21 protein-coding genes are annotated in these 26731 nt (G+C 66.2%); 9 read left to right on the top strand and 12 right to left on the bottom strand.

Going from position 1 to position 26731, the window contains the following annotated elements; translation table 11 throughout:
- Window positions 1–102: 102 nt before the first annotated feature.
- The 4 genes from purT (at window position 103) to QOL82_RS04055 (ending at window position 6604) form a co-directional block, all read left to right on the top strand.
- Window positions 103–1311 (top strand): formate-dependent phosphoribosylglycinamide formyltransferase, encoded by a 1209-nt coding sequence (purT, locus tag QOL82_RS04070; RefSeq protein WP_283440965.1) that lies wholly within the window; start codon window positions 103–105, stop codon window positions 1309–1311.
- Complete coding sequence (locus QOL82_RS04065) at window positions 1308–3959, top strand: putative bifunctional diguanylate cyclase/phosphodiesterase (protein WP_283440964.1); 2652 nt, start codon at window positions 1308–1310, stop codon at window positions 3957–3959. Before purT ends, QOL82_RS04065 begins: the two co-directional genes overlap by 4 nt.
- 200 nt (window positions 3960–4159) lie before the next feature.
- Window positions 4160–5305, top strand: coding sequence for a hypothetical protein (locus QOL82_RS04060; RefSeq protein ID WP_283440963.1), 1146 nt, complete (start codon window positions 4160–4162; stop codon window positions 5303–5305).
- A gap of 111 nt (window positions 5306–5416) precedes the next feature.
- Complete coding sequence (locus tag QOL82_RS04055) at window positions 5417–6604, top strand: hypothetical protein (protein ID WP_283440962.1); 1188 nt, start codon at window positions 5417–5419, stop codon at window positions 6602–6604.
- Window positions 6605–6670: 66 nt separating this feature from the next.
- On the opposite strand, the gene QOL82_RS04050 is transcribed toward QOL82_RS04055, so the two are convergent.
- Entirely contained in the window at window positions 6671–7159 is a 489-nt protein-coding gene (locus QOL82_RS04050) for a hypothetical protein (RefSeq protein ID WP_283440961.1), read from the bottom strand.
- A gap of 100 nt (window positions 7160–7259) precedes the next feature.
- Between QOL82_RS04050 and QOL82_RS04045 the strand changes: the two genes are divergently transcribed.
- Window positions 7260–8312: a hypothetical protein gene (locus QOL82_RS04045; protein ID WP_283440960.1), complete on the top strand. Its 1053-nt coding sequence runs from the start codon at window positions 7260–7262 to the stop codon at window positions 8310–8312.
- Window positions 8313–8337: 25 nt separating this feature from the next.
- Here QOL82_RS04045 and QOL82_RS04040 read toward each other — a convergent pair whose 3' ends face one another.
- From QOL82_RS04040 to QOL82_RS04005, 8 genes are all read right to left on the bottom strand, one after another.
- Window positions 8338–10764, bottom strand: coding sequence for a penicillin acylase family protein (locus QOL82_RS04040; protein ID WP_283440959.1), 2427 nt, complete (start codon window positions 10762–10764; stop codon window positions 8338–8340).
- Between the two features lie 156 nt (window positions 10765–10920).
- On the bottom strand, window positions 10921–12522 hold the full coding sequence (locus QOL82_RS04035) for an ABC-F family ATPase (protein WP_283440958.1): 1602 nt from the start codon (window positions 12520–12522) through the stop codon (window positions 10921–10923).
- A 152-nt stretch (window positions 12523–12674) separates the two neighbouring features.
- On the bottom strand, window positions 12675–12908 hold the full coding sequence (locus QOL82_RS04030) for a hypothetical protein (protein ID WP_283440957.1): 234 nt from the start codon (window positions 12906–12908) through the stop codon (window positions 12675–12677).
- A 159-nt stretch (window positions 12909–13067) separates the two neighbouring features.
- Window positions 13068–14039, bottom strand: coding sequence for a muramoyltetrapeptide carboxypeptidase (ldcA, locus tag QOL82_RS04025; RefSeq protein WP_283440956.1), 972 nt, complete (start codon window positions 14037–14039; stop codon window positions 13068–13070).
- Entirely contained in the window at window positions 14036–14560 is a 525-nt protein-coding gene (gene tadA, locus QOL82_RS04020; protein WP_283440955.1) for a tRNA adenosine(34) deaminase TadA, read from the bottom strand. The genes ldcA and tadA overlap by 4 nt, the downstream gene beginning before the upstream one ends.
- A 2-nt stretch (window positions 14561–14562) precedes the next feature.
- Complete coding sequence (gene queD, locus QOL82_RS04015) at window positions 14563–15009, bottom strand: 6-carboxytetrahydropterin synthase QueD (RefSeq protein WP_283440954.1); 447 nt, start codon at window positions 15007–15009, stop codon at window positions 14563–14565.
- A 6-nt stretch (window positions 15010–15015) separates the two neighbouring features.
- Window positions 15016–15651, bottom strand: coding sequence for a 7-carboxy-7-deazaguanine synthase (gene queE, locus QOL82_RS04010; protein WP_283440953.1), 636 nt, complete (start codon window positions 15649–15651; stop codon window positions 15016–15018).
- 167 nt (window positions 15652–15818) lie between these two features.
- Window positions 15819–16397, bottom strand: a complete 579-nt coding sequence (locus tag QOL82_RS04005) for a hypothetical protein (protein WP_283440952.1) — start codon at window positions 16395–16397, stop codon at window positions 15819–15821.
- 464 nt (window positions 16398–16861) lie between these two features.
- Here QOL82_RS04005 and QOL82_RS04000 point away from each other — a divergent pair, with 464 nt between their 5' ends.
- The 4 genes from QOL82_RS04000 to pdeM are packed head-to-tail and all read left to right on the top strand — an operon-like array spanning window position 16862 to window position 22709.
- Window positions 16862–17908 (top strand): ligase-associated DNA damage response exonuclease, encoded by a 1047-nt coding sequence (locus QOL82_RS04000; protein ID WP_283440951.1) that lies wholly within the window; start codon window positions 16862–16864, stop codon window positions 17906–17908.
- Window positions 17901–19523 (top strand): ATP-dependent DNA ligase, encoded by a 1623-nt coding sequence (locus QOL82_RS03995; RefSeq protein ID WP_283440950.1) that lies wholly within the window; start codon window positions 17901–17903, stop codon window positions 19521–19523. Before QOL82_RS04000 ends, QOL82_RS03995 begins: the two co-directional genes overlap by 8 nt.
- Before the next feature lie 41 nt (window positions 19524–19564).
- Window positions 19565–22039 (top strand): ligase-associated DNA damage response DEXH box helicase, encoded by a 2475-nt coding sequence (locus QOL82_RS03990; RefSeq protein WP_430438441.1) that lies wholly within the window; start codon window positions 19565–19567, stop codon window positions 22037–22039.
- Entirely contained in the window at window positions 22032–22709 is a 678-nt protein-coding gene (gene pdeM, locus QOL82_RS03985; protein WP_283440949.1) for a ligase-associated DNA damage response endonuclease PdeM, read from the top strand. The genes QOL82_RS03990 and pdeM overlap by 8 nt, the downstream gene beginning before the upstream one ends.
- A gap of 22 nt (window positions 22710–22731) precedes the next feature.
- On the opposite strand, the gene QOL82_RS03980 is transcribed toward pdeM, so the two are convergent.
- The 3 genes from QOL82_RS03980 to QOL82_RS03970 all read right to left on the bottom strand — a co-directional run bounded on the left by QOL82_RS03980 (window position 22732) and on the right by QOL82_RS03970 (window position 26719).
- Window positions 22732–22977 carry a hypothetical protein gene (locus tag QOL82_RS03980; protein WP_283440948.1) on the bottom strand — a complete coding sequence of 82 codons (246 nt, stop codon included), beginning with the start codon at window positions 22975–22977 and terminating at the stop codon, window positions 22732–22734.
- 164 nt (window positions 22978–23141) lie between these two features.
- Window positions 23142–25367 carry a sensor histidine kinase gene (locus QOL82_RS03975; RefSeq protein WP_283440947.1) on the bottom strand — a complete coding sequence of 742 codons (2226 nt, stop codon included), beginning with the start codon at window positions 25365–25367 and terminating at the stop codon, window positions 23142–23144.
- Between the two features lie 98 nt (window positions 25368–25465).
- The gene (locus QOL82_RS03970) at window positions 25466–26719 is read right to left on the bottom strand and encodes a cytochrome P450 (protein WP_283440946.1); all 1254 of its coding nucleotides are present in this window, start codon (window positions 26717–26719) and stop codon (window positions 25466–25468) included.
- Window positions 26720–26731: the final 12 nt, after the last annotated feature.

Below are 26731 nucleotides of genomic sequence, written 5' to 3'. Positions count from 1 at the left end.
GCGTTCGATCCAGTCTGCTGGCACGATGCATGTCAAAATCTGCTACCTTTCCATATTGTCGCATTGGTAATTTTCTTCCTACTTTCCCCCTCAGAACACAAAATGAACAGTCCAGTACGCATAGGCACACCTTTGTCATCCACGGCGACCCGCGTCATGCTGCTGGGATCAGGCGAACTGGGCAAGGAAGTGATCATCGCTCTCCAGCGCCTGGGCGTCGAAACGATCGCTGTCGACCGCTATGAAAATGCGCCCGGCCAGCAGGTCGCGCACCGGTCCCACGTGATCGACATGACCGACGGCGCCGCGCTTGCGGCGCTGATCGCAGCCGAGCAGCCTCACCTGGTCGTCCCCGAAATCGAGGCGATCGCTACGGCCACGCTGGTCGAACTCGAAAAAGCCGGGCAGGCCACCGTCATCCCCACGGCGCGCGCCGCCTGGCTGACGATGAACCGGGAAGGCATCCGCCGGCTGGCCGCCGAGGAACTCGGCCTGCCCAGTTCGCCCTACCGGTTCGCCGACAGCCTCGACGCCTTGCGCGCGGCCTGCGGCGAGATCGGCTTTCCGTGCATCGTCAAGCCTGTCATGTCGTCTTCCGGCAAGGGCCAGTCGAAGCTGGACGGACCGCAGGACGTCGAGAGCGCGTGGAGCGCGGCGGCCGCCGGCAGCCGGGTCGATGCCGGCCGCGTGATCGTCGAGGGATTCATCGACTTCGACTACGAGATCACGCTGCTGACCGTGCGCGCGCGCAATGCGGATGGCCGGATCGACACCCATTTCTGCGAACCGATCGGCCACGTGCAGGTGCAGGGCGACTATGTCGAGTCGTGGCAGCCGCATCCGATGCCGACGCTCGCGCTGGAGCGCGCGCGCGACATCGCCCGCAAGGTCACTGGGAACCTCGGCGGCACCGGCCTGTTCGGCGTCGAGCTTTTCGTGCGCGGCGACATGGTCTGGTTTTCCGAAGTCAGCCCGCGGCCGCATGACACCGGCATGGTGACGATGGCCAGCCAGGCGCAAAATGAATTCGAGCTGCATGCGCGCGCGATCCTCGGCTTGCCCGTCGACACGACGCTGCGCTCGCCCGCCGCGTCCGCCGTGATCTACGGCGGCCTGGAAGCCGCCGGGATCGCATTCGACGGCCTGGCGGACGCGTTGAGCATGCCCGGCGTCGACATCCGCCTGTTCGGCAAGCCGCAGTCGTTCGCGCGTCGCCGCATGGGTGTGGCGCTGGCGGCGGCAGGCGATGTCGAGACCGCACGGACGCATGCGAAGGAAGCGGCTGCCCGGGTCAGGCCCGTGGCGCCATGAAGCTGCCGCTGGTACGTGCCGGCGGCGCCTATACCGGACCGGAAATTTTCCGGCTCGCGTCCCTCTTCCTCTATGCAAGCCTGCTCCTGGAGATATGCCTGCTGTGGTGGATGGACAAGCCCGGCTCGACCCGCTCGGTCAAGGTCTCGCTGTTCGTGGTGGCGGCGCTGGCGGTGGTCGCGCTGATCCGCTTCGCCAGGCCTGGACTGCACTTGCTGGGGCGCCGGCATGTGCTGCTGGAACTGCTGGCCGCGGGCGCCGCCATCGGCATGCTTTCGCTCCAGTCGCAGTTGCCGATCGCGCCGCTGCCCTGGTGGATCGGCCTCGCAAGCGTATTCGCGCTTGAGCTGCAAGGGTCGCTGGCGCTGGCGGTCATCCTGGCCGTCGCGGTCGCCGGCGCGCTGACCAGCGTGGCCACCGGCGGGCAGCCGGAGGACTGGCTGCCCGGATTCTTTGTCACCCTGTTCGCCGGGCTGCTCTCGGCGTCGCTGTCGAAAGCCATGGCGGCGAACCAGGCGTCGCTGGAACAGGCGCTGATGAACGAGCGCCGCTTCAACGTGATCGCTCGGGCGGCCCGGCATGTGTTCATGATCACCGACAGGCGGTTCAGGACCACCTATATCAACCCGGCCATCACCGATGTGCTCGGCTATTCCGAGCAGGAAATGCTGGCGGGGGCCGCCCCGGCCATCCACCCGGAAGACCTGCCGCGCCGCAATGCCAACCTGCAGCTGCTGCGGCGCAAGGCCGGCGCCAGCCTGTCGATGAAGCTGCGCATCCGCCACCGCGAAGGCCACTGGGTATGGCTGGAGATACGCGGCTACAACATGCTGCATGATCCGGCCATCGGCGGCCTGGTTTTCAGCATCGAGGACATCAGCGCCCGTGTCGAGGCCGAGCGCAAGCTGACCGAGGAACATGCGCTGCTGCGCACCGTGCTCGACCTGAATCCGTCGATGATCTACGCGAAAGACAGCAACGGCCGCTTCACGATCACCAATGCAAGCTTCCAGAAGCACTACGGCTATGCTTCCGACGCGGAGCTGCACGGCAAGACCACCGAGGAACTGCCTGGGGCCGGCGGCGAGGACGGCCGACATCCGGTGCTGCCCGAGACCGCGCGCCGGATGCACCTGCAGGACATGCATGTGATCCGCAGCGGCGTCGCGGTGGAAAACCTCGAGGTGCAGGACATGCGCGACGGGGAAGTGGAACGCTGGTATCGCACGTTCAAGTACCCGCTGCGCGACAGCAGCGGCGCGGCGTCCGGCATGCTGGCCATCGTGCGGGACGTAACCGACAGCAAGGAATACGAGATGCGGCTGGAGCACCTGGCCATGCACGACTCGCTTACCGGCCTGCCGAACCGCCGCTTCATGCTCAAGATGATCGCTGACCTGATCCTGCCCGAAGGCGTGCCGCCGCCGCAGATCGCGGTGCTGTACTTCGATCTCGACTTCTTCAAGAGCGTGAACGACACCCACGGCCACGATACCGGCGACCGCTGCCTGATGGAAGTGGCCCGCCGCATCCGCTACGAGCTGCCGCCCGAGGACATGGTCTCGCGCTTCGGCGGCGACGAATTCGTGATCCTGACCCATGCCGGCATGGATGCGGCCCGCGAGCGCGCCTCGCGCCTGCTGAGCGCGCTGGACCGGCCCGTGGTCATCGACGACATCGTGGTGAAACTGCATGGCAGCATCGGCATCGCCAAGCTGCTGCCCTCGCACCGCACGCCGTCGGAACTGATACGGGATGCCGATGCGGCGATGTACCAGGCCAAGGAGCGCGGACGCAACCGGGTCGAGGCGTTCAATGCCGAACTGCAGGTATGGGCCACGCGCCGGGCGCAGATGGACGTGGCGCTGCGCTTTGCGCTGGAACGCAAGGAACTCACGCTGGTGTACCAGCCGCAGGTCGCGCTGGCCGACGGCCGGCTGTGCGGATTCGAGCTGCTGCTGCGCTGGAACAGCCCGCAATATGGCGAGATCAAGCCGGACGACTTCATCCCGATCGCCGAAAGGTCGGGCATGGTGGTGCCGATCGGCCTGTGGGCGCTCGAACAGGCCTGCATACAGCTGAAGAAATGGCACCAGGCCTACCCGCGCCAGACGCCGGTGACGCTGGGCGTCAACGTCTCGATGCGGCAGCTGATGCATTCATCGTTCATCGGCGAAGTCGCGCAGATCCTGGTCAGGACCGGCGTGGCGGCGAATTGCATCGAACTCGAACTGACGGAATCGTCGGCGATGGCCAATCCGCAGCAGACGATAGAAAACCTGTCCAGGCTGAAAAGCCTCGGCGTGCGGCTGGCGCTGGACGACTTCGGCACCGGCTATTCGTCGCTGGCCTACCTGCAGCGGCTGCCGATCGACGTGCTGAAGATCGATCGTGCATTCGCCCGCGGCCTCGGGCTCGACAACAACGATGCGGGCATTGTCCAGATGATCCTGACGCTGGCGCAGCTGCTGGACCTGGACACGATCGCCGAGGGCGTGGAAACCGCCGAGCAGATCACCGTGCTGCGCCGGCTCGGCTGCCGGATGGGACAAGGCTATTTCTTTTCCGCGGGCGTGCCGGCGGCGCAGGCCGAGCGCCTGCTTGCGGCCGACCAGCCTTACCCGCTTTCCCTGACCGCCCACGCCTGAACCCTGCCTGGCCGCAGGCGGCGCCCGCCGCCTGCGCCTGCCGCTCCTCCTGATGCAAACCTGCCTGCCGGAACTGGTCCGGGGGGCGGGTTACAAAGCCTGCCGCTTTGTCCTTGCTGCAATTTCATCGCACATCGATTCACGATCGATACGCGTCGCAGCCTGGCCGACTGCACGTCTTTTAATCATCAGGAGCAAGAATGCAATCAAGTCCAAACGCCGCATCAGGCTCCGCCGCAAGCGCGGTCCAGACCGGCGCTGCCGGTCGCCCAGCCGAGCGCAGCGCATCCCCGTCGAAAGCGCCGCGCGTCAAGGTCACTTCCCCGAGGCCGGAATCGAAAAGCGCCTACGCCGTGCCGCTGCGCATGCACGACTTCTATAACGCCGACCCTGTTTTCAGGCAGATGCGAACGCTCCTGAAGGTCGGTGACGCCGGCATTGAAGGCAGGAAGCTGCTCGAGAACTTTGCATCGCAGCTCGACCTGATCAGGAAGGCCGTACTCGACGCGGAGAGATCGTTCACACCCTCAACACGCAGGGATTGCGCGTCGCGGCTGGAAGCGGCGAAGGCCGGCCAGGTCAGGCTCCTGGGGGACATCGACGACGTGCCTGACGACACGCTGTCGACGGCCAGGCGCGAGGAACTCCACGATGCCTGCGCCGAACTGGGCAAGGGACTGACCAAGATGATGGTTCAGGCCATGGCCCTGGAAAAAGCGAAACCGGACGAACAGCTTTCGCCAGCCCAGGACAAGAAGAAGCGGTCGCAGAACCACCCGGACAGCCCGCCGATGACGGGAGCATCCGCAAAACGCAGGAAAACCGGGACGTTCTCGCCGCAGTCGCCGCGGTCGCCCGGTCCGGGTTCGTCGCCGCGCTACCAGCCTGCGTCGCCAGGGGATAATCCGTCTACGTCATGCACCGAGGAAGCCGCGAGCGAAGATGCGCAGACATCGACATCGACTGCGGCGACTACGACCACCTCTACGACGAACTCCGGCACGTCAGGCGCGGCCCTTTCCACCGGCGCACAGGTCACAGCGGCAACGTCCGTGGCGCCTGTCCCTACCGGCACCGCTGCAGCGTCGACCGCCTCGCCCGTGCGCGACCGTGACGACCAGCATGCGCAACAGCATGCCACAAGCCCGAACTCGCCGCAGCCGCGCAAGCACCGCCTGCCCGGCCCCCAACGCCGGCCGCGCCCGGCAAGCCAGCTCTTCACAGCGCCTCCGGTGTTCGGCTCGAAAACCTCCAGCGGCGCGATACCGCCAGTGGCTGCGGACGGCATGCCACCGCCACCGCAGGCGGAACCGAGCGCCAGTTTGGCCGTATCCGAACACCAGTAACGCGCAGGGAACGGACACGCAAGTCCCGGCCTCGCCACGCAGGCCGTCGGTTCATGCGTGCCGTACTGATCAAATTTCCGGAATATAGGCAGGAACATGAAAAGAGCAGGGTTGGGCGAACGCCCTTCAGATTCCTTGTGCAGTGACCACACACACCGTGAAGGCGGCAAGCGAGCGGACGCAGGTTCGGTAGACGCGCAGCAGGCAGCGATGGCCTCCGGCGGCGCAGCAGCGGTATTTTCCCGACCGGCCGCCGTCGTGACGGAACCGGCGTCCGTGTCCGGATCGAAACCGGAAGCGGAAGCGGCAGACCGCCGGGAAGCCTGGCTGGATCGCGGACAGTTTCCTTCATTCGAATTCGCGAGCATCGAGGACGCCGAGGTGCTGGAAGCGGAAGCCGTACTGCGCGGCGTGGCGCGGCCCGTTGCCACGCCGCCCCGCTTCCAGGACGAGCAGGCCCGACGACTGACCGGCGTCGCGGCCGACATGCAGAAGTTGATACAGTCCGACGTAGCGCTGATCATGAAGGAACTCGCAATGCTGCCTGCGCCCGGGAGCACTGCGTCGTCCACCGTGTCCGGTGCAAAGACCGCCTTCTCGCTGTTCGTCAAACACCTGCAGGACGCCAAACTGGCAGCCGCCGCCGGCGACCAGGACAGGATGACGGCTGAACTGACGCTCGCGCTGGGCAGGCTGCAACATTTTACCGACAGCCACGCCGCGCCGGGCGCAAGCAAGCCGTTGGCCTTCAATGCTTCACAGCCGAAGGTACGGTCGACGCTGGCGAGCCTGGCGTCCGCATGCAGGCACTGGGGCGGCGCCGAGGCCGCAACGGAAACGTCATCGTCAAGTACCGATGCGCATGACAGCACCGGTCTCCTCGCAAGCGAGACCCGAGCACGCTCCGTGTCGAGCCCAGAGCGGCCTGCGGTCGTGCCCACGCCCGGCGACAGCCGGTCGCCGGACAGCAGCAGGCCGGCGTCGCCAGGCAGGAAGCCGTCCGACCGGAAAAACGAGAAAGACCGTGAGAAAGCAAGATCGCCAAACAACACGGCCGGACGGAAGTTGAAGGCACTGTTTACAAGAAGCAGTGAAGGACGCAACAGCAAGAAACCCGAAGCCGATGCTGGAAGCGATCCGCGCAGTCCACGCAGCAGGGCAGGTTCTGCATCGGAACCTGCAGGTCCGGCGGCGGATAGGCCCGCAGCGGACGCGGTCGCTTCCCCAACGCGCAGCAGGGCGTCGAGCGGGTTGGCCAGCCCGGTGCGCGGGGAAAAGCATACCGACACCGATACCTGATAGCTGATAGCCGATAGCCGATAGCTGATTTCCTGCTGCAGCCGGCGCAGCAGCATCCAATCCGATTCATGTCCAGGCGCCAGGCGCCTGGCCGAAAACCAAGGAGAAGCAAAGCATGATCCCCGATACCCCGAAGTCCACGTCCACGTCCTCGTCCGCATCCGGTTTATCGATCGCATTGAGCACAGCAAAGCCAACAAAGGCAACGGGCGCGACGCCGGTTTCCACCGCCGCGACCGGTGCGACCCCGCCAAGTTCAAACGTCGCCGCCGCAACATCGGCGGTGCCTGGCCTGCACTCGCGCCCGGGTGGGCAGTCGATACTGGATCTCAGCCTGGACTTGCGCACTGTCACCGGGCTGCCAGTGCCGGTAGACGAGCCTGCTTTGCCCTCCCGGTCTTCGACGATCCGGGTGAAGGAAAAACACAGCAGGTCCAAGCAGGAATCCCGCAAGCGGTCCACGTCCAGCATGGAGGAGCGCACGCATGCCGAAGTGCGCTCTTCCAAGCAACGCAGGATTTCCGCAATGCAGACGTCGCCAGGTTCACCACGCATGGTCAAGTCGCCCCGCCCGGTCCAGGACCTGCGCGCCGCAGCGGGGCTTTCACCACGGCGATCCGAAACCGGGTCGCCGCCAACGTCGCCGCGCAGTACGATGATCGACGATCGCACTGAACCTGGCAGCCCGCAGGCGGCGAGTAAGGAGCGGACGGCGACCCAGGCGCGCACCGGATCCTGGATCCAGCCGGTGTTCAGGGACCGGGCCGGACATCCGGCACAGGGCGGGCTGACACTGTCGCCCCGCCGGGCCATCAGCAGCGGCAGCGTGCCTCTTATCAGCAGCAGTAGCGGCAGCGTTCCATCCATCCCGGTATTGGCGTTTCCTCAGAGCAGCGAGCCATCCACCGCTTCCCAAGAGGCCAGCCTGCGCGGAAACGCTGTTGCTTCACCCGGTACGCCGGCGCACCAGCCGGCCGTCAGCCCGTCGGATAAAGCCGATGACTTCAGCTTCCAGGATTTCGATGCCGGCCTTCAGGCGAATGGCATTGCACAGACACGCCTGTTCGACACGGATGAAACGTCTTTCCTGAATGCGCACACGCCGGTTTTCATCGTCATGATCAGCGCAGAACTGTCTATCGCCAAAGCCGCTTTCCGGGAAGCGGCAAATGCTTACTTATTTGCATCGTCATCCGATTCCGTGCGGTTTACCGGCAACTCGCCTGGCAGCGCGGTCCGAGAGCCCGATGCGCAAGCTGCGCTGCCGAAAGAAGCGTTCGAAAGTGCTTACATAGCGCTCCAGGCCAAGCTCGCTCTGGCTGACTTCACCTTCGGCCTCGAATACAACGGCCATATCAAGGAGGCGCTGACGGAAATACTGCAAGCCGTGGAAGCGTGCGGGAATCTGCTGGAGACGCCGGACGCCATCCGGAATGCGAAATGCGCGAGCCTTCGGGCCAGCCTGGGCGCGCTGGAAACGGCATGCAAGACGGGACTGGAAGCCCTGGCAGACGAAGACGTTCAGGAAATCCGCGCCCAGGGCGATCACGCTCCGGGCCCGGAGGCCACCCGCAGCGCCGAACCGGCCAGGCTGCCCTTCACCCTGAGCACCGAGGCCTTGATGAACGATCTGTCGGCGTTGATGGATCAGGAAATCTCGGTCAACCCGCATGCCGCAGCCACGCAGGAGAAAAAGCCGAAGGCGTAGGCGCTGCGTCGGAAGCGCTGCTATATCAGGGCGTCAGGGCCAGCGTGCCGAGCATGCCCTTCTCCACTTCGGCACGCACGGTGCGCATTGGCAGGTAGGCCACGTCGATCCAGCGCTGCGCATAGTTGCTGTATAGCGGCGAAAACACGTTCCCCGACTGCCCGGTCGAGTGGATGAAGCGCGAGTTTTCAAGGTTGGACAGGTCGTATAGAGCGCGCAGGCTGGCCGCATGATGGTTGGTGAACGGGGCAGCCTCATCCCGGAGGTTGTGCCGCCCGACGTTCACCGTGTAGGTGTCGCCGGGCGACGGCAAGCGGATGTCAAAATACTTGGCAAGCGACGGCACTTTCGAAAACGGCCGATGCTCCGACAGCGCTTCGTGCGCCTTGCCCCATTTCCATGCCTGCATGTCATCACCGTAACGCGTGCGCAAGTCCGCCAGCGCGCTATCGAGCGATGCGCTCAGGACTTCGGTGCATCGCGGCAGGCCATTGCCGGCTGACGCGCCGCTGCACCACAGGTTGCCCGTGTCCATCGTGCGCAATGCCTCGGCAGTCGGCTGATGGATATTGCGCTGCTCCCAGTAATCCTTCATCAGCGATTCGCCCAGCGGCGCGGCGAACAGCTGTCGCGACAACTCCCGCATCCAGGCGTTGTAGACCAGCGGCTCGAACCTGGCCGCATCCATCTTCCCGTCCCATTGCTTCAGCGCTGCGAGCGCATTGCGGGCCTGGTCGGATTTCGGCGCAGTACGCGCGAGCAGCGGCAGCAGCTCGCGCGCGGCCAGCGAGAAATCATCTTTCTGGATAGTTGCAAAGCTATCCATGTCATGCAGCGGTTTTGCTTCGAGCAGGCTGGCGATGCGCTGCGCCCGGTACGGCAAGGTCCATTCGCTGGTGATGAAATGCGAATAGGCCGGGCCGACAATCTTCTGGTTGGCCGTGACGATCTGCTGCGACAGCGGATTGTACTCGCGCGGCAGGTCGTCGAACGGGATGAAGCCGGTCCAGTCGTAGCGCGCATCCCACCCCGGCGCTGGCGCCAGGCCCTTCAGGTCATTGTCCCGGCGCCGCACCGGCACCCGTGCCGGCGCGATGAAGCCGACGTTGCCGGCCACATCCGCATAGACCACATTCTGCTGCGGCGCGCTGAAGTCCCGCATCGCCGCCAGGAACTGCTCCCAGTCCCGCGCCCTGTTCAGCCGCAGGCTGGCCTGGTAGGTCAAGTCGTCGGGCCGCAATGCGGTCCAGGCGAATGCGATCACGTGCGTGCGCGCATCGACCGGCGCGCGGTCCGCCAGCGGCAATGCGCCGGTAATGACCGGGCCATGGCGGGTTTCCCGCACGGTCAGCTGCACATCCGCCTGCCCTTTCACGCGGATAGTTTCGGTGCGGTGGTCGAACGCAGCCCAGCCATCAGGCGTGCGGTACTGGGCTGCGTTGTCCGGGTTGATTTGCTCGATGAACAGGTCCTGCACATCGGGCGCGGTATTCGTCAGGCCCCAGGCTATCTGGTCGTTATGGCCAAGGGTGTCCGCCGGCACGCCCGGCAGCGTCGCGCCGATCACGTTGAGGCCGGGCGCGGACAGATGGGCGAAATACCAAAGCGCCGGCGCGCTCAGGCCGAGGTGTGGATCGTTCGCAAGCAGCGGCTTGCCGGTTGCGCTGCGACGGCTGCCCAGCACCCAGTTGTTCGATCCCATGCCTTCCACCAGCGAAGGCGGCGCGATGCGGGACACCTTCTCAAGCTGCGCCGCGGTGCCGGCCAGCGACCTGTACAGGCTGGTGTAGTCCTGCGTATGCAAAGGGGCGTCGCCCGGATACGGCGGCAGGAAAGCCTGGATATGCGCCATGTCCATGCGCTGCGCCAGCCGCATGCGCAGCAGTTCCTGGGTCCAGTTTGCGCTCAGGTCCCATGCCATCATGGTCTGCCAGGCGATGGAGTCGGCCGGCTCCCACGGCGCCGGGGCGAGCGCGCCGGTCAGAAGGAATTCCGGCGGCAAGGGGCCGGAGCGCTGTTCGAGATAACGGTTGACGCCTTCGGCATAGGCATCAAGCGCGGCGCGAGCGTCCGGCGCCAGGTTGCGCACGATGGCCTCGGCATTGCGCCGGACGCCGAGCGTGCGCAGGAACCTGTCGGTGTCGAGCGCTGCCGGCCCCAGCACCTCGGCCATGCGGCCGGCGGCGATGCGCCGGTTCATTTCCATCTGCCAGAGCCGGTCTTGCGCATGGGTCACGCCCAGCGCGAAAAAGGCGTCGTGAGCGGATTTTGCATAAATGTGCGGAATGCCTTCCGCGTCACGCACGATGTCCACCGCCTCCTGCAGCCCGTTCATCTGCAGCTTGCCGCTGACCTGCGGCTGGGTGGCGCTGCGGTACCAGAAAAACGTGGCGGCCACGATGACGAGCAGCGCGGCGAGCAGCAGGGCTGCGATTCTTGCGAAGGATTTCATAGAGGATAGCGACAACAGGGAGAAGCGGGATTCTGCCAGTTCGCGGCATTCTTGTGTTGGCCTGTTGGCCTCGTTCGCCTGCCGTGCTTGGTGGACTGCCGGGAGAATCTCGGGAAGATGCAGGCGCCGGGCGTGCCGGCGCCTGCCGGATGCAACTTACTCGATGCCCTGGCTTGCCAGGTATTCCTCGTAATTGCCCTGGAAGTCGACGATGCCGTCTTCCTTCACCTCGAGGATGCGGTTGGCCAGCGACGACACGAACTCGCGGTCATGCGAGACGAAGATCAGCGTACCCGCATATTTCTCCAGCGCGATGTTCAGCGACTCGATCGACTCCATGTCCATATGGTTGGTCGGTTCGTCCATCAGCAGCACGTTATGGCGTCCCAGCATCAGCTTGCCATACATCATGCGGCCCTTCTCGCCGCCGGACAGCACGCGGACCGGCTTCTTCACGTCGTCGCCGCCAAACAGCAGGCGGCCCAGGATCGAGCGGACTGCCTGATCATCGTCGCCTTCCTTGGTCCACTGGTCGATCCAGTCGGTCAGCGTGCGGTCAGTGGCGAATTCGTCGGTCGGATCCTGCGGCATGTAGCCGGGATTGGCGTTCTCCGCCCACTTCACGTTGCCGCCGTCGGGCGCCAGGCCGCACAGTTCTTCGCCGCCGATACAGCGCAGCAGCGTGGTCTTGCCGGCGCCATTGGCGCCGATGATCGCAATCTTCTCGCCGGCCTCGACGCTGATGCTGAAGTTCTTGAACAGCGTGCGGTCGAAGGCCTTGGTGATGCCCTGCACTTCCACCGCCAGCCGGTGCAGCTTCTTCTCGCCGTCGAAGCGCACGAAAGGATTGGCGCGGCTGGATGGCTTGATGTCGTCCACCTTGATCTTCTCGATCTGCTTGGCGCGGGACGTTGCCTGCCGCGCCTTCGACTTGTTGGCGGAGAAGCGGCGCACGAAGTCCTGCAGCTCGGCGACCTTTTCCTTGGCCTTCGCATTGGCGGACATCTGCTGCGCCCGCGCCTGCGACGAGGCCAGCATGTAGTCGTCGTAGTTGCCCGGATAGACCTTCAGCGTGCCGTAGTCCATGTCGGCCATGTGCGTGCAGACCTGGTTCAGGAAGTGACGATCATGGGAAATGATGATCATCGTCGAATTGCGCTGATTCAGCACGTCTTCGAGCCAGCGGATCGTGTTGATGTCAAGGTTGTTGGTCGGCTCGTCGAGCAGCAGGATGTCCGGGTTGGAGAACAGCGCCTGCGCCAGCAGTACCCGCAGCTTCCAGCCGGGGGCGACGTTGCTCATCGGTCCCTGGTGCTGCTCGATCGGCACGCCGACGCCCAGCAGCAGTTCGCCGGCGCGCGCCTCGGCGGTGTAGCCGTCGAACTCGGCGAATTTCGCCTCGAGGTCCGCGGCCTTCATGTAGTCGTCGTCGGTGGCGTCGGGGTTCGCGTAGATCGCATCGCGCTCGCTCATTGCCTGCCACATTTCGACGTGGCCCATCATCACCACGTCCAGCACCCGCATTTCCTCGAATGCGAACTGGTCCTGGCGCAATTTGCCCAGGCGCTCGTTCTGGTCGAGCATCACGTTGCCGGTGCTCGGCTCGAGGTCGCCGCCGAGGATCTTCATGAAAGTGGACTTGCCGCAGCCGTTCGCGCCGATCAGGCCGTAACGGTTGCCTTCGCCGAACTTGACGGAAATGTTTTCAAACAGCGGCTTGGGGCCGAACTGCATCGTGATATTGGCGGTGGAAAGCACGGGAAAATCCTTAAGGCATCGATTGAATAACCGGTGATTTTACCATGGCGTGCAGGCCCATCCGTTCCGGGTGGCGCCATTAACGGCCGCAACCGGCAAAAAAAAACGCCTGCGCCTGGGACGCAGGCATTAATGAACGGTAACCATGCCGCTTATCGGAGGTCGAGGCGTTTTTCGAACCGCTGGACGCGGTCCAGCAGCTTGTCCATCGTTAGTTGCTGGTGCGCCATGTCGTCGGAGAGATGCACGACGCTGCGCCGCATGTCGACGACCGAATTGTCGATGCTGCCGAGCCGCCGGCGGATGCCTATCGTGTCCGTCTTCACGGCTGCAATCCCGGTGCGTATCGCCCTGAGATGTTCAATGACCAGGTTATCGCTGCTCATCCGCTCTCCCCTTTCATGCCCGGCGTGGGCGACGGTGCATCAAACTTCTCGGTGCTCAAGAAGGTCGCGAATGATCCTACAGTTCATCGGGTGAACGTAAAGAGTATCGAGATAGGAACGGCGGGCCTGATTCAAATTTGGAACATTCCGGTACGGAAATTAATCACCTTGCCCGATAAACGGATAAGCCCGCAGTCGAAGTCGCATGTTGCGCGCATCGGACTGCAGATGCGCGTCGGCGCCGACCGGCAGCGTCGCCTTGTCGCGGATATGGCCGAACGGCAGCCCGTTGACAACCGGGATCGGCAGTTCGCGCCTCAGCCAGACCAGCATCGCGTTGAAGTCGTAACCATTGTCGTAATCGCTGAGGCGATAGTTCGCGAAGTCGCCCAGCACAAGCGCCTTCTGGCGGGCCAGCACGCCGCTGTGAAGCAGCTGCAACAGCATGCGTTCGACCCGGTAAGGATGCTCGTTGACGTCCTCGACGAACAGGATGCCGCCGTCGACCGCCGGCAGATAAGAGGTGCCCATCAGGTGCGTCAGCATGCTGAGGTTGCCGCCCCAGAGCATGCCCCGGCAATCCACGGCCGGGTTATCGTCCAGCGATTCCGGCACGATGCCCGCGACTTCGCATTCTGCATGCGTCAGGCAGTCCTGGAAGGCGCCCATCGTGTAGTCGCTGGCTTCTTCCCGGGTGAAGTCGTCGCAGATCATCGGACCGGCGAAGCTGATGGCGCCATGGCGCAGCAGACCCATGTGCAGCGCGGTGATGTCGCTGTGGCCGACAAACAGCTTGCGGCTTTGCGCGAGCATCGCGAAGTCCAGCCGCGGCAGCAGCCGCGACATGCCGTAGCCGCCGCGAAGCGCGATCACGACCTCGACCTCCGGGTCGCGCGCGGCGTCATGCAGCTGGGCGATGCGCTCGTCGTCTGTCGCGCCGAAACGATGATGGCGGGCGTCGTGCCGGTAGTAGTTGCGCACGATGCAGCCCTGCGCTTCGAGCCTGCCGAGCGCCCTCTGCAGGCCGGCCTCGTCCGGCGCATAGCCGCCCGGCGACACGATGGCGACGGTGGTTCCCGCTAACGCCGAGCGTCCCGGCGCTGCCGACGGTGTCAGTGATGCTGTATTCATGCATTCCCCTCCTGCGCCGTTTCCACATCGGCGGGTCCGGCGGCTTGCGCCAGCCGCCGCCGCGCCGCCATCTGCCGCCGCATCGCAAAGAACTCCCGCAGCAAGCCGCCGCATTGCTCGGCCAGCACCCCGCCCTGCAGCGCGGCATGGTGATTCAGCCTGGGCTCGTCGAACAGGTTCAACACCGAGCCGCAGGCGCCCGTCTTCGGGTCGCTTGCGCCGAACACGACCCTCTCCAGCCGCGCATGCATCATCGCACCGGAACACATTGCGCAGGGTTCCAGCGTCACATACAGCGTGCATCCCGGCAGCCGGTAGTTGCCGAGCACGGCTGCCGCGGCCCGCAGCGCCATGATCTCCGCATGCGCGGTCGGATCATGCGTGCCGATCGGATGGTTATAGCCGGTGGCGATGATGACGCCGTCCTTCACCACCACCGCGCCCACCGGCACTTCGCCCAGCGCTTCGGCCCGGCGCGCCTGGGCGATGGCCTGCTCCATGTAATAGGCGTCGTCCGTCATGCTCAGTCCGCGGTGATTTCCGCCCAGCAGTTGGGCGTCTCGTGCAGCACCAGCTTGTGCAGTTTCAGGCCGGTGCCGTAGCGGTCATGAAATACCGCCTTCAGGATCGCGAACGCGGTCTGCGCCAGGTTTTCCACGGTGGGAATACGGTCGATGATCACGGTCTTGTGGCCTGGCAGGCTGTCGAGGAAGGCGAGCACCGCGGTGTCCTCCCGATAGACCAGGAAGGCATGGTCCCAGACGTCGACCAGGTGTTCCTTCGCCAGCGCCTTGACGTCGGAAAAGTCCATGATCATGCCGTTGTCGGAACTGCCTTTTTCATCGATCACATTGCCCAGCAACGTGATTTCCAGCGTATAGCGATGCCCGTGCAGGTTGCGGCACTGGCTCTTGTGGTCGGGGATGCGGTGGCCGGCGTCGAACTCCAGCTTGCGGGTAATGGTCAGCATGCGTGCCTAGGGTATCTGTAATAGTTTGTGCGTCTGCAGGCTCAGCTTCCACTTCGGGTTGCTTTTGCAGGTTTCGATGGCGAGCCGGATGTTGGCCGCCGCATCGGGGCCGTCCATCGCCTGCAGGTAGAAATGCTCGAACGACAGCCCTTCATAGTCGGCGAGGTTCTGGCCGGCCTGCGGAATCACCACCTTGAGCTCGCTGCCTTGTTCCACGTTGAGGAAGGAACCGGCCTTGGGGCTGACGCAGATCCAGTCCACGCCCGGCGGCACGGCGAGGGTGCCGTTGGTCTCGATGGCGATCTCGAAGCCGCGTTCATGCATGGCCGCGATCAGCGCCTCGTCGAGCTGCAGCAGCGGTTCGCCGCCGGTAAAGACCACGTACTTGCTGGCCGCATGGCTGGCCGGCCACAGGCTGTCGATCAGGCCGGCAAGTTCGGCCGCGGAACGGTACTTGCCGCCGCGCTCGCCGTCGGTGCCGACGAAGTCGGTGTCGCAGAACTGGCAGACGGCGGTCGACCGGTCGCTTTCGCGGCCGGTCCACAGGTTGCAGCCGGAAAAGCGGCAGAACACCGCCGGCCGTCCGGCGCGCGCGCCTTCGCCCTGGAGCGTGTAAAAAATTTCCTTGACGCTGTAAGTCAAAACGTGAATTCCGATGGGTTGGATGGATGGCGCCGTGCGGCGCGAAGGGGCGATATTCTCGCATTTTATCCGTGGGCATGCCGGAACAACGGTTTTCCCGGGAATTTCCGGTGCCGGTTCACCCACGCCGGCGGCAAGGCAGCTGCCGTCCCCGGGCAACCATCCGGTCAGGGCGCGTACACCACCAGCTTGCGCGTTTCCGGGTCGGCTGACACATCGGTCACCAGTCCCCCGGCATCGAAGCTGACCCGGAATTCGGCGAAGCTGCTGGTCCAGAATCGCAGCGTGGCGGCCGCGAGGCTGGGGTTCTCGCTGCTCACCGGATAGCCGACCGCCATGAATACCTGCTCGCGCGTCATGCCCGGCGTCAGGCGGGCGCCGGCGATGGCGGCGCGGATGTTTTCGGGATAAGTGGCCAGCTTCAGTGACGGGTCTTCCCGGACGATATAGCGGGATGCGAAGGCATCGAGGCCGAGGTTGCGGCTGTAGTCGTTGCCCAGCGCCTGCCGGCCGCCCAGCACCTCGATGTAGATGCGCTGCCTGCCCTGGCCGGTCACCTTGACCGGCGTGCCTGCCGGGATCAGGGTCTTGCCGTCCTCGATGTAATTGATGTCGCTGATCCATCTGCCGTCGGTGCGCAGGTTGCAGCAAAGGTAGCCATCGGAACCGGTGTCGGCGCGGGCGTGATGGGAGGTCAGCAAGGCAGGAGCGATGAGGATGATGAAGGTGATGAAGCGGAATCGCATGGCGTTCTCCGGGTTAACGACAGGGGTAAGGTACGCTGTTGCAGCGCATGGGTCGCGGGAAGGCAGCCGCAGTTCCGGCTGCCAGACACGGGGGCAGTCATGTAGACGTCGGCTTCGACCATGCCCATGACACCCAGCGCCTATGGAGGCGGTCGATGCACATCGTTTAAGCGCTCACCGGCCATGAATTCGGCTGGCCAGCGCGCCATCGCACTCATATTGCCGGGCTACCGGGAAAACATCATCGATTGCCACATCCAGGCAATCCGCGCTAGGACTGACTGGAGACGGCCAATCCGGCGCAGCCTTTCCGATGCATCAGGCACTGCCCTGACCGGCTCCAGGGACCTTCGCCTGCGCCCGCTTGTTTCCAATCAAGCGGGCGCCACTTCCCCCCGTGCCGCTGTTTGACCATGCCTGTTTCACCCCTATCATGCTTCCCAGACAAGCATAGGGAGCGACGCATGCCGGACATGGTGGTGGCAAGGAAGGAAGGGCTTTATTGCGTGCCCGGGCAGTTCTACATCGACCCGTGGCGGGCGGTGGAACGGGCCGTCATCACCCATGCGCATGCCGACCATGCGCGCGTGGGCCACGGCAAGTACCTGGCCACCGAAGCCGGGGAAAACGTGCTGCGCGCCCGCCTCGGCGAGATCGATCTCGACACGCTGGCCTATGGCGACACCGTGGTCCACAACGGCGTGACGATTTCGCTGCATCCTGCCGGCCACGTGCTCGGCTCGGCCCAGGTGCGGATGGAGTACAAGGGCGAAGTCTGGGTCGCGTCCGGCGACTACAAGGTCGAGCCGGACGCCACCTGTGCGGCCTTCGAGCCGGTGCGCTGCGACACCTTCATCACCGAGTCCACGTTCGGCCTGCCCATCTACCGCTGGCAGCCGCAGGCGGAGGTGTATGGCGAGATCAATGACTGGTGGCGGGCCAATGCGGAGGAAGGCCGCGCCAGCGTGCTGTACTGCTATTCGTTCGGCAAGGCGCAGCGCATCCTGTCCGGGCTGGACCCGAGCATCGGCCCGATTTTCTGCCACGGCGCGGTGGAGCCGCTGAACCGCGCCTACCGCGCAAGCGGCGTCGACCTGCCGGAGACGCTGCTGGTGACCGAGGCCACCGGCGGCAAGGCGGCGTTTCGCAATGCGCTGATCCTTGCGCCGCCATCGGCCGGCGGCAGCAGCTGGATACGCCGCTTCGGCGACTACAGCGACGCCTTCGCCAGCGGCTGGATGCAGCTGCGCGGCGCGCGCCGGCGCCGGGCGGTCGACCGCGGCTTCATCCTGTCCGACCATGCCGACTGGCCGGGGCTGATGTCGGCCATCGGCGCGACCGAGGCCAGCCGCGTCATCGTCACCCACGGCCAGATCGGGGTCATGGTGCGCTGGCTGCAGCAGAACGGCTTGGAAGCCGGCGCCTTCAACACCGAATACGGCGACGACGACAGGGAGGACGTCAAGGCCGACGACGCGAAGGCGAGCAAGGAGCCGGCTGCCCATGCGTGAATTTGCCCGCCTTTATACCGAACTGGATTCGACCACCGCGACCAACCGCAAGCTGGCGACGCTGCAGGCCTATTTCGCCAGCGCCCGCCCGGCCGACGCCGCCTGGGCGGTCTACTTCCTGGCTGGCGGCAAGCCGCGGCAGGCGGTGCCGACCAAATTGCTGCGCCAGTATGCAATCGAGCGGGCGGCGCTGGACGACTGGCTGTTCGACGAATGCTATGACGCGGTCGGCGACCTGGCCGAGACCATTGCGCACATCCTGCCGCCGCCGACCAGCGAGAGCGATGTCGGCCTGGCGGTATGGATGGACGAACGCATCCTGCCGCTGCGCGGCGCCACGCCCGAGACCATACGCACCGCGCTGTTTGCGCTGTGGGAGGAAACCGCCTGGCGCGAGCGCTTCCTGCTGATGAAGCTGATCGGCGGCGGCTTCCGGGTCGGCGTGTCGCGGCTCCTGGTGACCCGCGCGCTGGGCGAGGTCGCCGGCGTCGACGCCAAGCTGGTGGCGCAGCGGCTGATGGGCTGGATAGACGGCCGCGTGCGGCCCAGCGCCGAGCGCTATGCGCAGCTGATCGCGCCGCAGTCGGATGCCGAGCACGAGCTGCGCGGCGGCCAGCCCTACCCGTTCTTCCTCGCCCATGCGCTGCAGACCGACCCCGCCGCCACGCTCGGACCCATCGCCGACTGGATGGTCGAATGGAAGTACGACGGCATCCGTGCGCAGCTGGTCAGCCGCGGCGGCCAGAGCTGGCTCTGGTCGCGCGGCGAGGACCTGATCACCGACCGCTTCCCGGAGATCAGCGCGGTGCCGCTGCCGGAAGGCACGGTGGTCGACGGCGAAGTGCTGATCTGGCAGGACGGCGCGCCGGCGCTGTTCGCCGACCTGCAGAAGCGCATCGGCCGCAAGACGCTGTCCGCGAAGATGATGCAGGAGCTGCCGGCGGCGCTGATCGCCTACGACCTGCTGGAGCAGGATGGCGAGGACCTGCGCCGCCTGCCGCAGCGCGAGCGGCGCAGGCGCCTGGAAGCGCTGGTCGCATCGGTCGCGTCGCCGCAGCTGGTGCTGTCGCCGCTGGTCGAGGCGTCCGACTGGGATGCGCTGGCCGAGCTGCGCGAGTCGTCCCGCTCGCGCGCGGTCGAGGGCATGATGGTCAAGGGCGCCGATGCGCAGTACGGCGTCGGCCGCACGCGCGACGTCGGCACCTGGTGGAAGTGGAAGATCGACCCCTACAGCATCGACGCGGTGCTGATCTATGCGCAGGCCGGCCACGGCCGGCGGGCGTCGCTCTACACCGACTACACCTTTGCGGTCTGGGACGACGACCCGGAGGGCGGCCGCAAGCTGGTGCCGTTCGCCAAGGCGTATTCCGGCCTGACCGATGCCGAGATCGCCGTGGTCGACGCGGCGATCCGCCGCACCACGACCGAGAAGTTTGGCCCGGTGCGCAGCGTAAAGCCCACCATGGTGTTCGAGATCGGCTTCGAGGGCATTGCGCGTTCCAGCCGCCACAAGGCCGGCATCGCGGTGCGCTTCCCGCGGATGCTGCGCATCCGCGACGACAAGAAAATCGACGAGGCCGACACGCTGGCGACGCTGCAGGGCATGCTGCCGTGAAGGCCGCGCGCGGCGCCGCACGGGTCGAAGAAGCCGGCGACCTGCTGCGTCCCGAGGAAGCGGTCGACGCCTGGTTCGCCGAACGCGGCTGGAAGCCGTTCCCGTTCCAGCGCAAGGTCTGGAAAGCCTTCCAGCGCGGCGAGTCCGGCCTGCTGCATGCGGCAACCGGCGCGGGCAAGACCTATGCGCTGTGGATGGCGGCGCTGCTGCGCGGCATGCGCGGCCAGTCGGCGCCCGGCGCCGGCCTGCGGGTGCTGTGGATCACGCCGATGCGGGCGCTGGCCGCCGACACGATGAAGGCGCTTGAGACGCCGGCATCTGCGCTGCTGCCGGGCTGGACCGGCGGCCTGCGCACCGGCGACACCGGCTCGGCCGAACGCGCGCGCCAGACCCGCAACCTGCCGTCGGTGCTGGTGACGACGCCGGAAAGCCTGACGCTGCTGCTGTCGGCAGCCGACGCGCATACCCGGTTCAGGCACCTGGATGCGGTCATCGTCGATGAATGGCACGAGCTGCTGGGCAGCAAGCGCGGCGTGCAGACGCAGCTGGCGTTGGCGCGGCTGCGGCTGTGGCGGCCGGAACTGGTGGTCTGGGGGCTGTCGGCGACCATCGGCAACCTGCAGGTCGCGCAGGATGCGCTGCTGGGCGAGGGACAGGGCGTTCTGGTTGAAGGCGCGAACGACAAGGACATCGAGGTCGACACGCTGCTGCCGAAGAACATCGGCCGTTTCCCGTGGGGCGGCCATCTCGGCATCCCGATGCTGAAGGCGGTGATCGCGGAGATCGACGCCAGCCCGTCGACGCTGGTCTTCACCAACACCCGTTCGCAGTCGGAGATCTGGTACCAGAACCTGCTGGCCGAACGGCCGGACTGGGCCGGGCTGATCGCGCTGCACCACGGCTCGCTCGACAAGGGCGTGCGCGACTGGGTGGAACTGAGCATCAAGGACGGCAGCCTGAAAGCGGTGGTCTGCACGTCCAGCCTGGACCTCGGCGTCGACTTCGCGCCGGTCGAGCGGGTGCTGCAGATCGGCAGCTGCAAGGGCATCGCCCGGCTGCTGCAGCGCGCCGGGCGCAGCGGCCACTCGCCCGGCCGCCGTTCGCGGGTCACGCTGGTGCCGACCAACAGCCTGGAGCTGCTGGAAGCGGCCGGCGCGCGGCGGGCCCTGAAGGAACGCCAGGTCGAGGCCCGCGTGCCGCCCAGCAAGCCGCTGGACGTGCTGGTGCAGCACATGGTGACGATGGCGCTGGGCGGCGGCTTCCGCTCCGACGAACTGTATCGCGAGGTCCGCAGCGCCTGGTCCTACCGCGCGCTGGGCGAGGACGAATGGCAATGGGCGCTGGACTTCGTCGCCCGCGGCGGCCAGAGCCTGGCGGTCTATCCCGAATACCGGCGCGTGCTGCCGGACGAGGAAGGCGTCTACCGGGTGCCGGACGCGACGCTGGCGCGGCGGCACCGGATGAACATCGGCACCATCGTCGCCGATGCGACGATACAGGTGAAGTTCCTGTCCGGCGCGAAGCTGGGCGCGGTCGAGGAGTCCTTCATCTCGCGGCTGGCCAAGGGCGACAATTTCCTGTTCGGCGGCCGCGTGCTCGAGTTCATCCGCATCAACGAGATGACCGCCTATGTGCGCCGCGCCAGTGGCCGCAAGGGCGCAGTCCCGCGCTGGCAGGGCGGCAAGATGCCGATGTCGTCCGAACTCGCGCATGCGGCGCTGGCCTGCCTCGAGGATGCCGCGGCCGGCCGCTACCCGGGGCCGGAAATGCGGACCATACAGCCGCTGCTGGAACTCCAGCAGCGCTGGTCCAGCCTGCCCACCGCGCGCGTCCTCGTGCTGGAATCGATGAGGAGCCGCGAAGGCTGGCACCTGTTCCTCTACCCGTTCGCCGGCCGCTCGGTGCATCTCGGCCTCGGCTCACTGCTGGCTTACCGCATCGCGCGCCAGCGTCCGGCGACATTTTCGATCGCGGTCAATGACTACGGGCTGGAACTGCTGTGCCCGGACGAGGTGGACTTCGCGGGGCTGGTGCAGCGTCCGGCCGCACCGATGCACGATCTGTTTTCCGACGACAACCTGCTGGAGGACGTGCTGGCCAGCCTGAATGCGGCGGAACTGGCGCAGCGCCGCTTCCGGGAGATCGCGCGGATTTCCGGGCTGCTGTTCCAGGGCTACCCGCACCAGAAGAAAAGCAGCCGCCAGCTACAGGCGTCGTCCAGCCTGTTCTACGAAGTCTTCCGCAAGCACGACGCCGGCAACCTGCTGCTGACGCAGGCGCAGCGCGAAGTGCTGGAACAGGAGCTGGAGCTGTCGCGGCTGCGAGAGACGCTGGCTGAAATGCGCGGCCGCACGCTGACGTTCCACGAAGTGCCGCGGGCGACGCCCTTCGCGTTCCCGCTGATGGTGGAACGTTTCAGGGAAAAGCTGAGCACCGAGAAATTGTCCGACCGCGTCGCGCGGATGGTGCGCGAGCTTGAAAACGCGGCGGCGCTGCCGGGGAAACGCCATGGCTGACGGCGCGCTGGAAATCGAAGTGGCAGGCGAAAGGCTGCTGATGCTGCCGCAGCGCGCGCTGTACTGGCCGGCGCGGCAGATGCTGGCGATTGCCGACATCCATTTCGGCAAGGCGGCGTCGTTTCGCGCGGGCGGCATCCCGGTGCCGCGCGGCACAACGACCGAGAACCTGCAGGCGCTCGACGCGCTGGTCGACGCCTGCCAGGCAACGAACATCCTGTTTCTCGGCGACTTCCTGCATGCCCGCCATGCGCATGCGGCGGCGACGGTTGCCGCGCTCTCGGCCTGGCGGGAGCGGCGCAGCGGCCTGGACCTGGTGCTGGTGCGCGGCAACCATGACAAGCATGCCGGCGACCCGCCCGCCGCGCTGCGCATCGAGGTGGTCGACGAACCGTGGAAGATCGGCCCGCTGCTGTTCGCGCACCATCCGCAGGCGCACCCGGACGGCTACGTGCTGGCAGGTCATGTCCACCCGGTCTACCGGCTCGCGACCCGCGCCGACGCGCTGCGGCTGCCCTGCTTCATGTTCGGTCCGGAAAGCGGCATGCTGCCATCCTTCGGCAGCTTCACCGGCGGCCACCCGGTAACGCCGGGACCGGGCGACAGGGTGTTCGTGGCAACCGACGACCGCGTCATCGCGATACCGGCGAAACCGGCGAATCGCGCCTGACCGGGCGCGGATAGGGCAGGATCTAGTTCAGGTCCGCCGCCACCACCCTGATCGGCCGCGGGCAGCCGTCGAGAAATTTTTGCCGGGCGAGCGCGTCGATCACCTTGCGATTCCGCTTGTAGGCGCTGCGCGGCTCGACCGGCGCGCCGGAATTGTGAAGCAGGCGTTCCAGCGCGTCGGCGGCAAGCAGTGCGACGAATTCCTCGCTGTCGATCTTGATGGAAAACCAGAGGCCCGCCGGCCCGCTCACACGCTGTTCGCTCGTCATCTTTATCTCTCCTGGAAGTAGGCAGCACCGCTAAATTTTTCAAGAGTGATTGCTGCCGAGCACAAAGTATCCAAAAGACCGCGGGACGACGCTATCGGTGAACGCTGTATTTAATGTAGGGGATCAACTACAAATGTTGGCTATTTTCACTAAAAGTGACAGAACTACCGGGTTTCTTCGGCTAACTTCACCAGCAGTGGCAAGCGTAGAGATACCAAGGTTCCACCGGCCGGCGCATTGCCGACATGGAGGCTGCCGCCAAGGTAATGCGCCCTTTCCCGCATGCCGCGCAGCCCCCAGGTCGAGTGTTCCGACAACTTTTCGAAGGCGATGCCGACACCGTCGTCGGTGACTTCCAGTAGCAGGTCGTCGTCCTCGCGGCGCGCGGAAATTTCGACCGACGTGGCGTTCGCATGCCGCGCAATATTGGTCAGCGCTTCCTGCGCGATGCGAAAAAGCATCGCGCTGCCGTCCGGCCCGGGCGGCGGCAGGTCGGGCGCGATCGTGCAGTGGCAGGCGACGCCGGTCTGCGCCTCGAGCTGGCTCGCCAGCCATTCGATCGCTTCCCAGACGCCGAGCTGGTCCAGCACGCTCGGGCGCAGGTCGGCGATCACGCGCCGCACGGTGTCGAGCGCGGTGTCGGTCTGGGCCATCGCCTCGGCCAGCAGCGGCGCGGCGGCCGCATCGCTGCCGACCCGGCTGCTGGCGACCGACACATAGGCCTTGATGCCCGTGAGCAGCCCGCCCAGCTCGTCGTGGATCTCGCGGGCGATACGCTTGCGTTCGTTCTCCTTGATGCGTTCCTGGTGCCCGCCCAGTTCGCGCAGCGAGGCCTGCGACTGCCGCAGCTCGGTTTCCACCCGCTTGAATTCGCTGATGTCGAGGACCGATCCGGCCGCGGTGCGTCCCTGCGCCGCGTCGCCGGCAAGTTCGGCGTGCAGCATCAGGTGGCGGACGCTGCCGTCCGGACGCACGATGCGCTGCTCCCCGCTGTCGACGCCGTCCGAAAGCAGGCGGTCGCGGATCGCGTCCCACATTGCGCGGGTCGCCGGCGGCAGCGCGGCCAGCGACGGCACGCCGTCGGCGCTGGCCGGCAGGCCGAAGATGCGGAAGCATTCGTCGGACCAGTGGTGCGCGCCGCTGTCGAGGTCGATCTCCCAGCTGCCGACGTGCGCGATGCGCTGCGCATTCTTCAATGTCCGGTCGGTCCGGCGCAGCACGCCCTCGACCCGCTCGCGGGCCGCGATATCGGCATTCAGCCTATCGTTGGCCGCATGCAGCGCAGCCGTGCGCTCGGACACGAGCTGGCGCACGCGCCAGTTGCGTGACGCCATCGCCCACAGGTAGAACGCCGCCATCATGCTGATGATCGCACCGAACAGGGCCACCAGCAGCGACCCGGTCTGCCTGGCCGGCCCCGCGCCCAGCGCCTGCCCGCGGACCTCCACCCGCCAGTTCAGCCCGGCCACCTCGAACTGCTGGGACTGCATGCGCATCTCGTTCCGGGCAGGCCAGGGCCAGCCGGCGCCGCGGCCGGACTGGGCCTCGACCGGGTCCGCGTAGGCCAGCCTGTCCGCGCCCTCCTCGCCCATGTGGACCGAGATCCACACCCCGGGCATGCGCAGCATGCCGGATGCGTCGAGTATCCCGGCAATGGTTTTTTCAGCCGGCATGCCGATGGTGGTGTAAGCGATCACGGCATCCTTGCGGGCCTCCCCCGTGGCAATGTCCGCGCCGGGCCGGTAGACCGGCTTGACCAGCACAAAACGCGGACGGACGTTCGGCAGGTCGGGGTAGCGGAACAGCGTGGCGGCCGACGTGGCGCCGGTGACGGCCGAGCGTTCCATCGCCTGCTTGAGGCTGGGCACCGACAGCGTGTCGAAGCCGACCGCGGCCACGCCTTCGATCGCGCCCGGCTCCAGGTACTCGACCGCAATGTAGGCGTCGCGTACCGGCGCCGGATGCATGGACCCATCCAGCAGTTCGGTGATCGAGAAGCCGGGTATGGACTGCTGCATGCGGGCTTCGTAGTCCGACCTTTGCGCCTGCGTCACCACCCGGCACAGGGCGATCGCGCTTGGATAGGGTTCGCCCTTGGCGAACGGCTGGACGAAGGCATGGAACTGCGCGGCGCTGACCGGCTGGAATGTCGACACCGCGCGGTTGATGTCGTTGAGCGTCTCGACCAGTTCCTCCAGGCCCTGGCGCACGGTCATGATGCGGAAGTTGGCCCGCCGCTCGAAGAAGACGTGCTCCAGCTCCTGCTCCTGGCTCCGGGTCCAGAGAAACAGGGCGGCCGTGGCAGCCAGCCCGAGCACGAGCGCCAGCAGCGCCGGCAGCACGGCCAGCACGGGCGCGCGGCGGAATGTCATCGGGCTGGAGTTAGGCAATCGGCTGGCCTTTCTTCGGCACCCCGTGCGCTGCATGCCCGCCGGCATCGCGGGCAAGCCGCGTCCCGCGGCGGGAACGCGTCAGGCGCCGCCCGCGATCAACGGATGCGGGCGGGTATTTCAAGAAAGCCACGAAACCTGGCGCGGCCGCCGCGCACCGGCGGGCCGGCCAGCGCAAAATCGGGAAAGCGCGCCAGGAAAGCCGACAGCGCGATGCGGCCCTCCAGCCGCGCCAGGTTCATCCCGGCGCACTGGTGTATGCCGGATGCGAACGCGACATGGCGATTGGGCGTGCGGCCGATGTCGAAGCGGTCGGGGTCGGGAAACTGCGCCGGGTCGCGGTTGGCGGCGCCGATGCAGACGGTGACCTGCGTCTGCGGCGGCATCAGCACGCCGCCGATCTCGACAGTCTCGGTCGTGATGCGGTTGCCGAGCTGATTCGAGCTTTCGTAGCGCAGCACTTCCTCGATGGCGGGCCGGATCAGCTCCGGGTCCGCCAGCAGGCGCGATTTCTGCGCGGGATTGTCATGCAGCGCGACCAGGCCGTTGCCGATCAGGTTGGTGGTGGTTTCATGGCCGGCGTTGAGCAGGAAGATGCAGTTGTGCAGCAGCTCGGCCGGCGTCAGACGTTCGCCGCCCTCCTCGCCCTCGATCAGCCGCGTCAGCACGTCATGCGCCGGGTCGCCGGGCGCGCGCCGGCGGCGGGCGATCAGGTCTTCCAGGTAGGCGCTGAATTCGGTGACCGCCGCATTGCCGCGCCCGGCGGCCTGCGGCGTCAGCACCGGCTCCAGCGCGCCGAGTATGGCCAGCGACCAGTCCCGCAGCGGCGCGCGCTCGTCATGCGGCACCGCCAGCAGGTTGCCGATGACCTCGATCGGTATCGCCGACGCGAAGTCCTCGATCAGGTCGGCGTCGCCTTTCGCCTCGATCCGGTCCAGCAACTGCGCCACCAGCGTCACCAGCCCCGCTTCCATCCCGGCGATCGCACGCGGCGTCAGCGCGCCCGCGATCAGGCGCCGCACGCGGGTGTGCAGCGGCGGGTCGTTGAACACCAGGCTGGTCGTATGGTGGCGAAACAGCGGCGTGTCGCCATACTTCGGCCCGAACTCCGCGTGCTTGTCGGAGCTGAACACCTTCGGGTTCTTGTAGACGGCCATCACGTCGTCGTAGCGGGTCAGGAAGTAGCTGCCGTTCTGCATCCGCTTGACCGGCTGCAGTTCGCGCAATGCGTGATACCAGGGATACGGGTCCCGGTAGAAGTCCGGCGTCAGCGCCGACAGGTCGAACCGGTCGACCAGCGCCTGCCTGTCCAGCACGCCGGCCGTCGTTTCAGTAGTAGCGGTTGCAGTCATCGCGGTCTCCGC

It is taken from the genome of Noviherbaspirillum suwonense (assembly GCF_900182955.1).
GTDB lineage: Bacteria > Pseudomonadota > Gammaproteobacteria > Burkholderiales > Burkholderiaceae_D > Noviherbaspirillum_A > Noviherbaspirillum_A suwonense.
The sequence above is the reverse complement of the archived record's forward strand: the minus strand, read 5'-3'. Positions and strand labels throughout refer to the sequence as shown.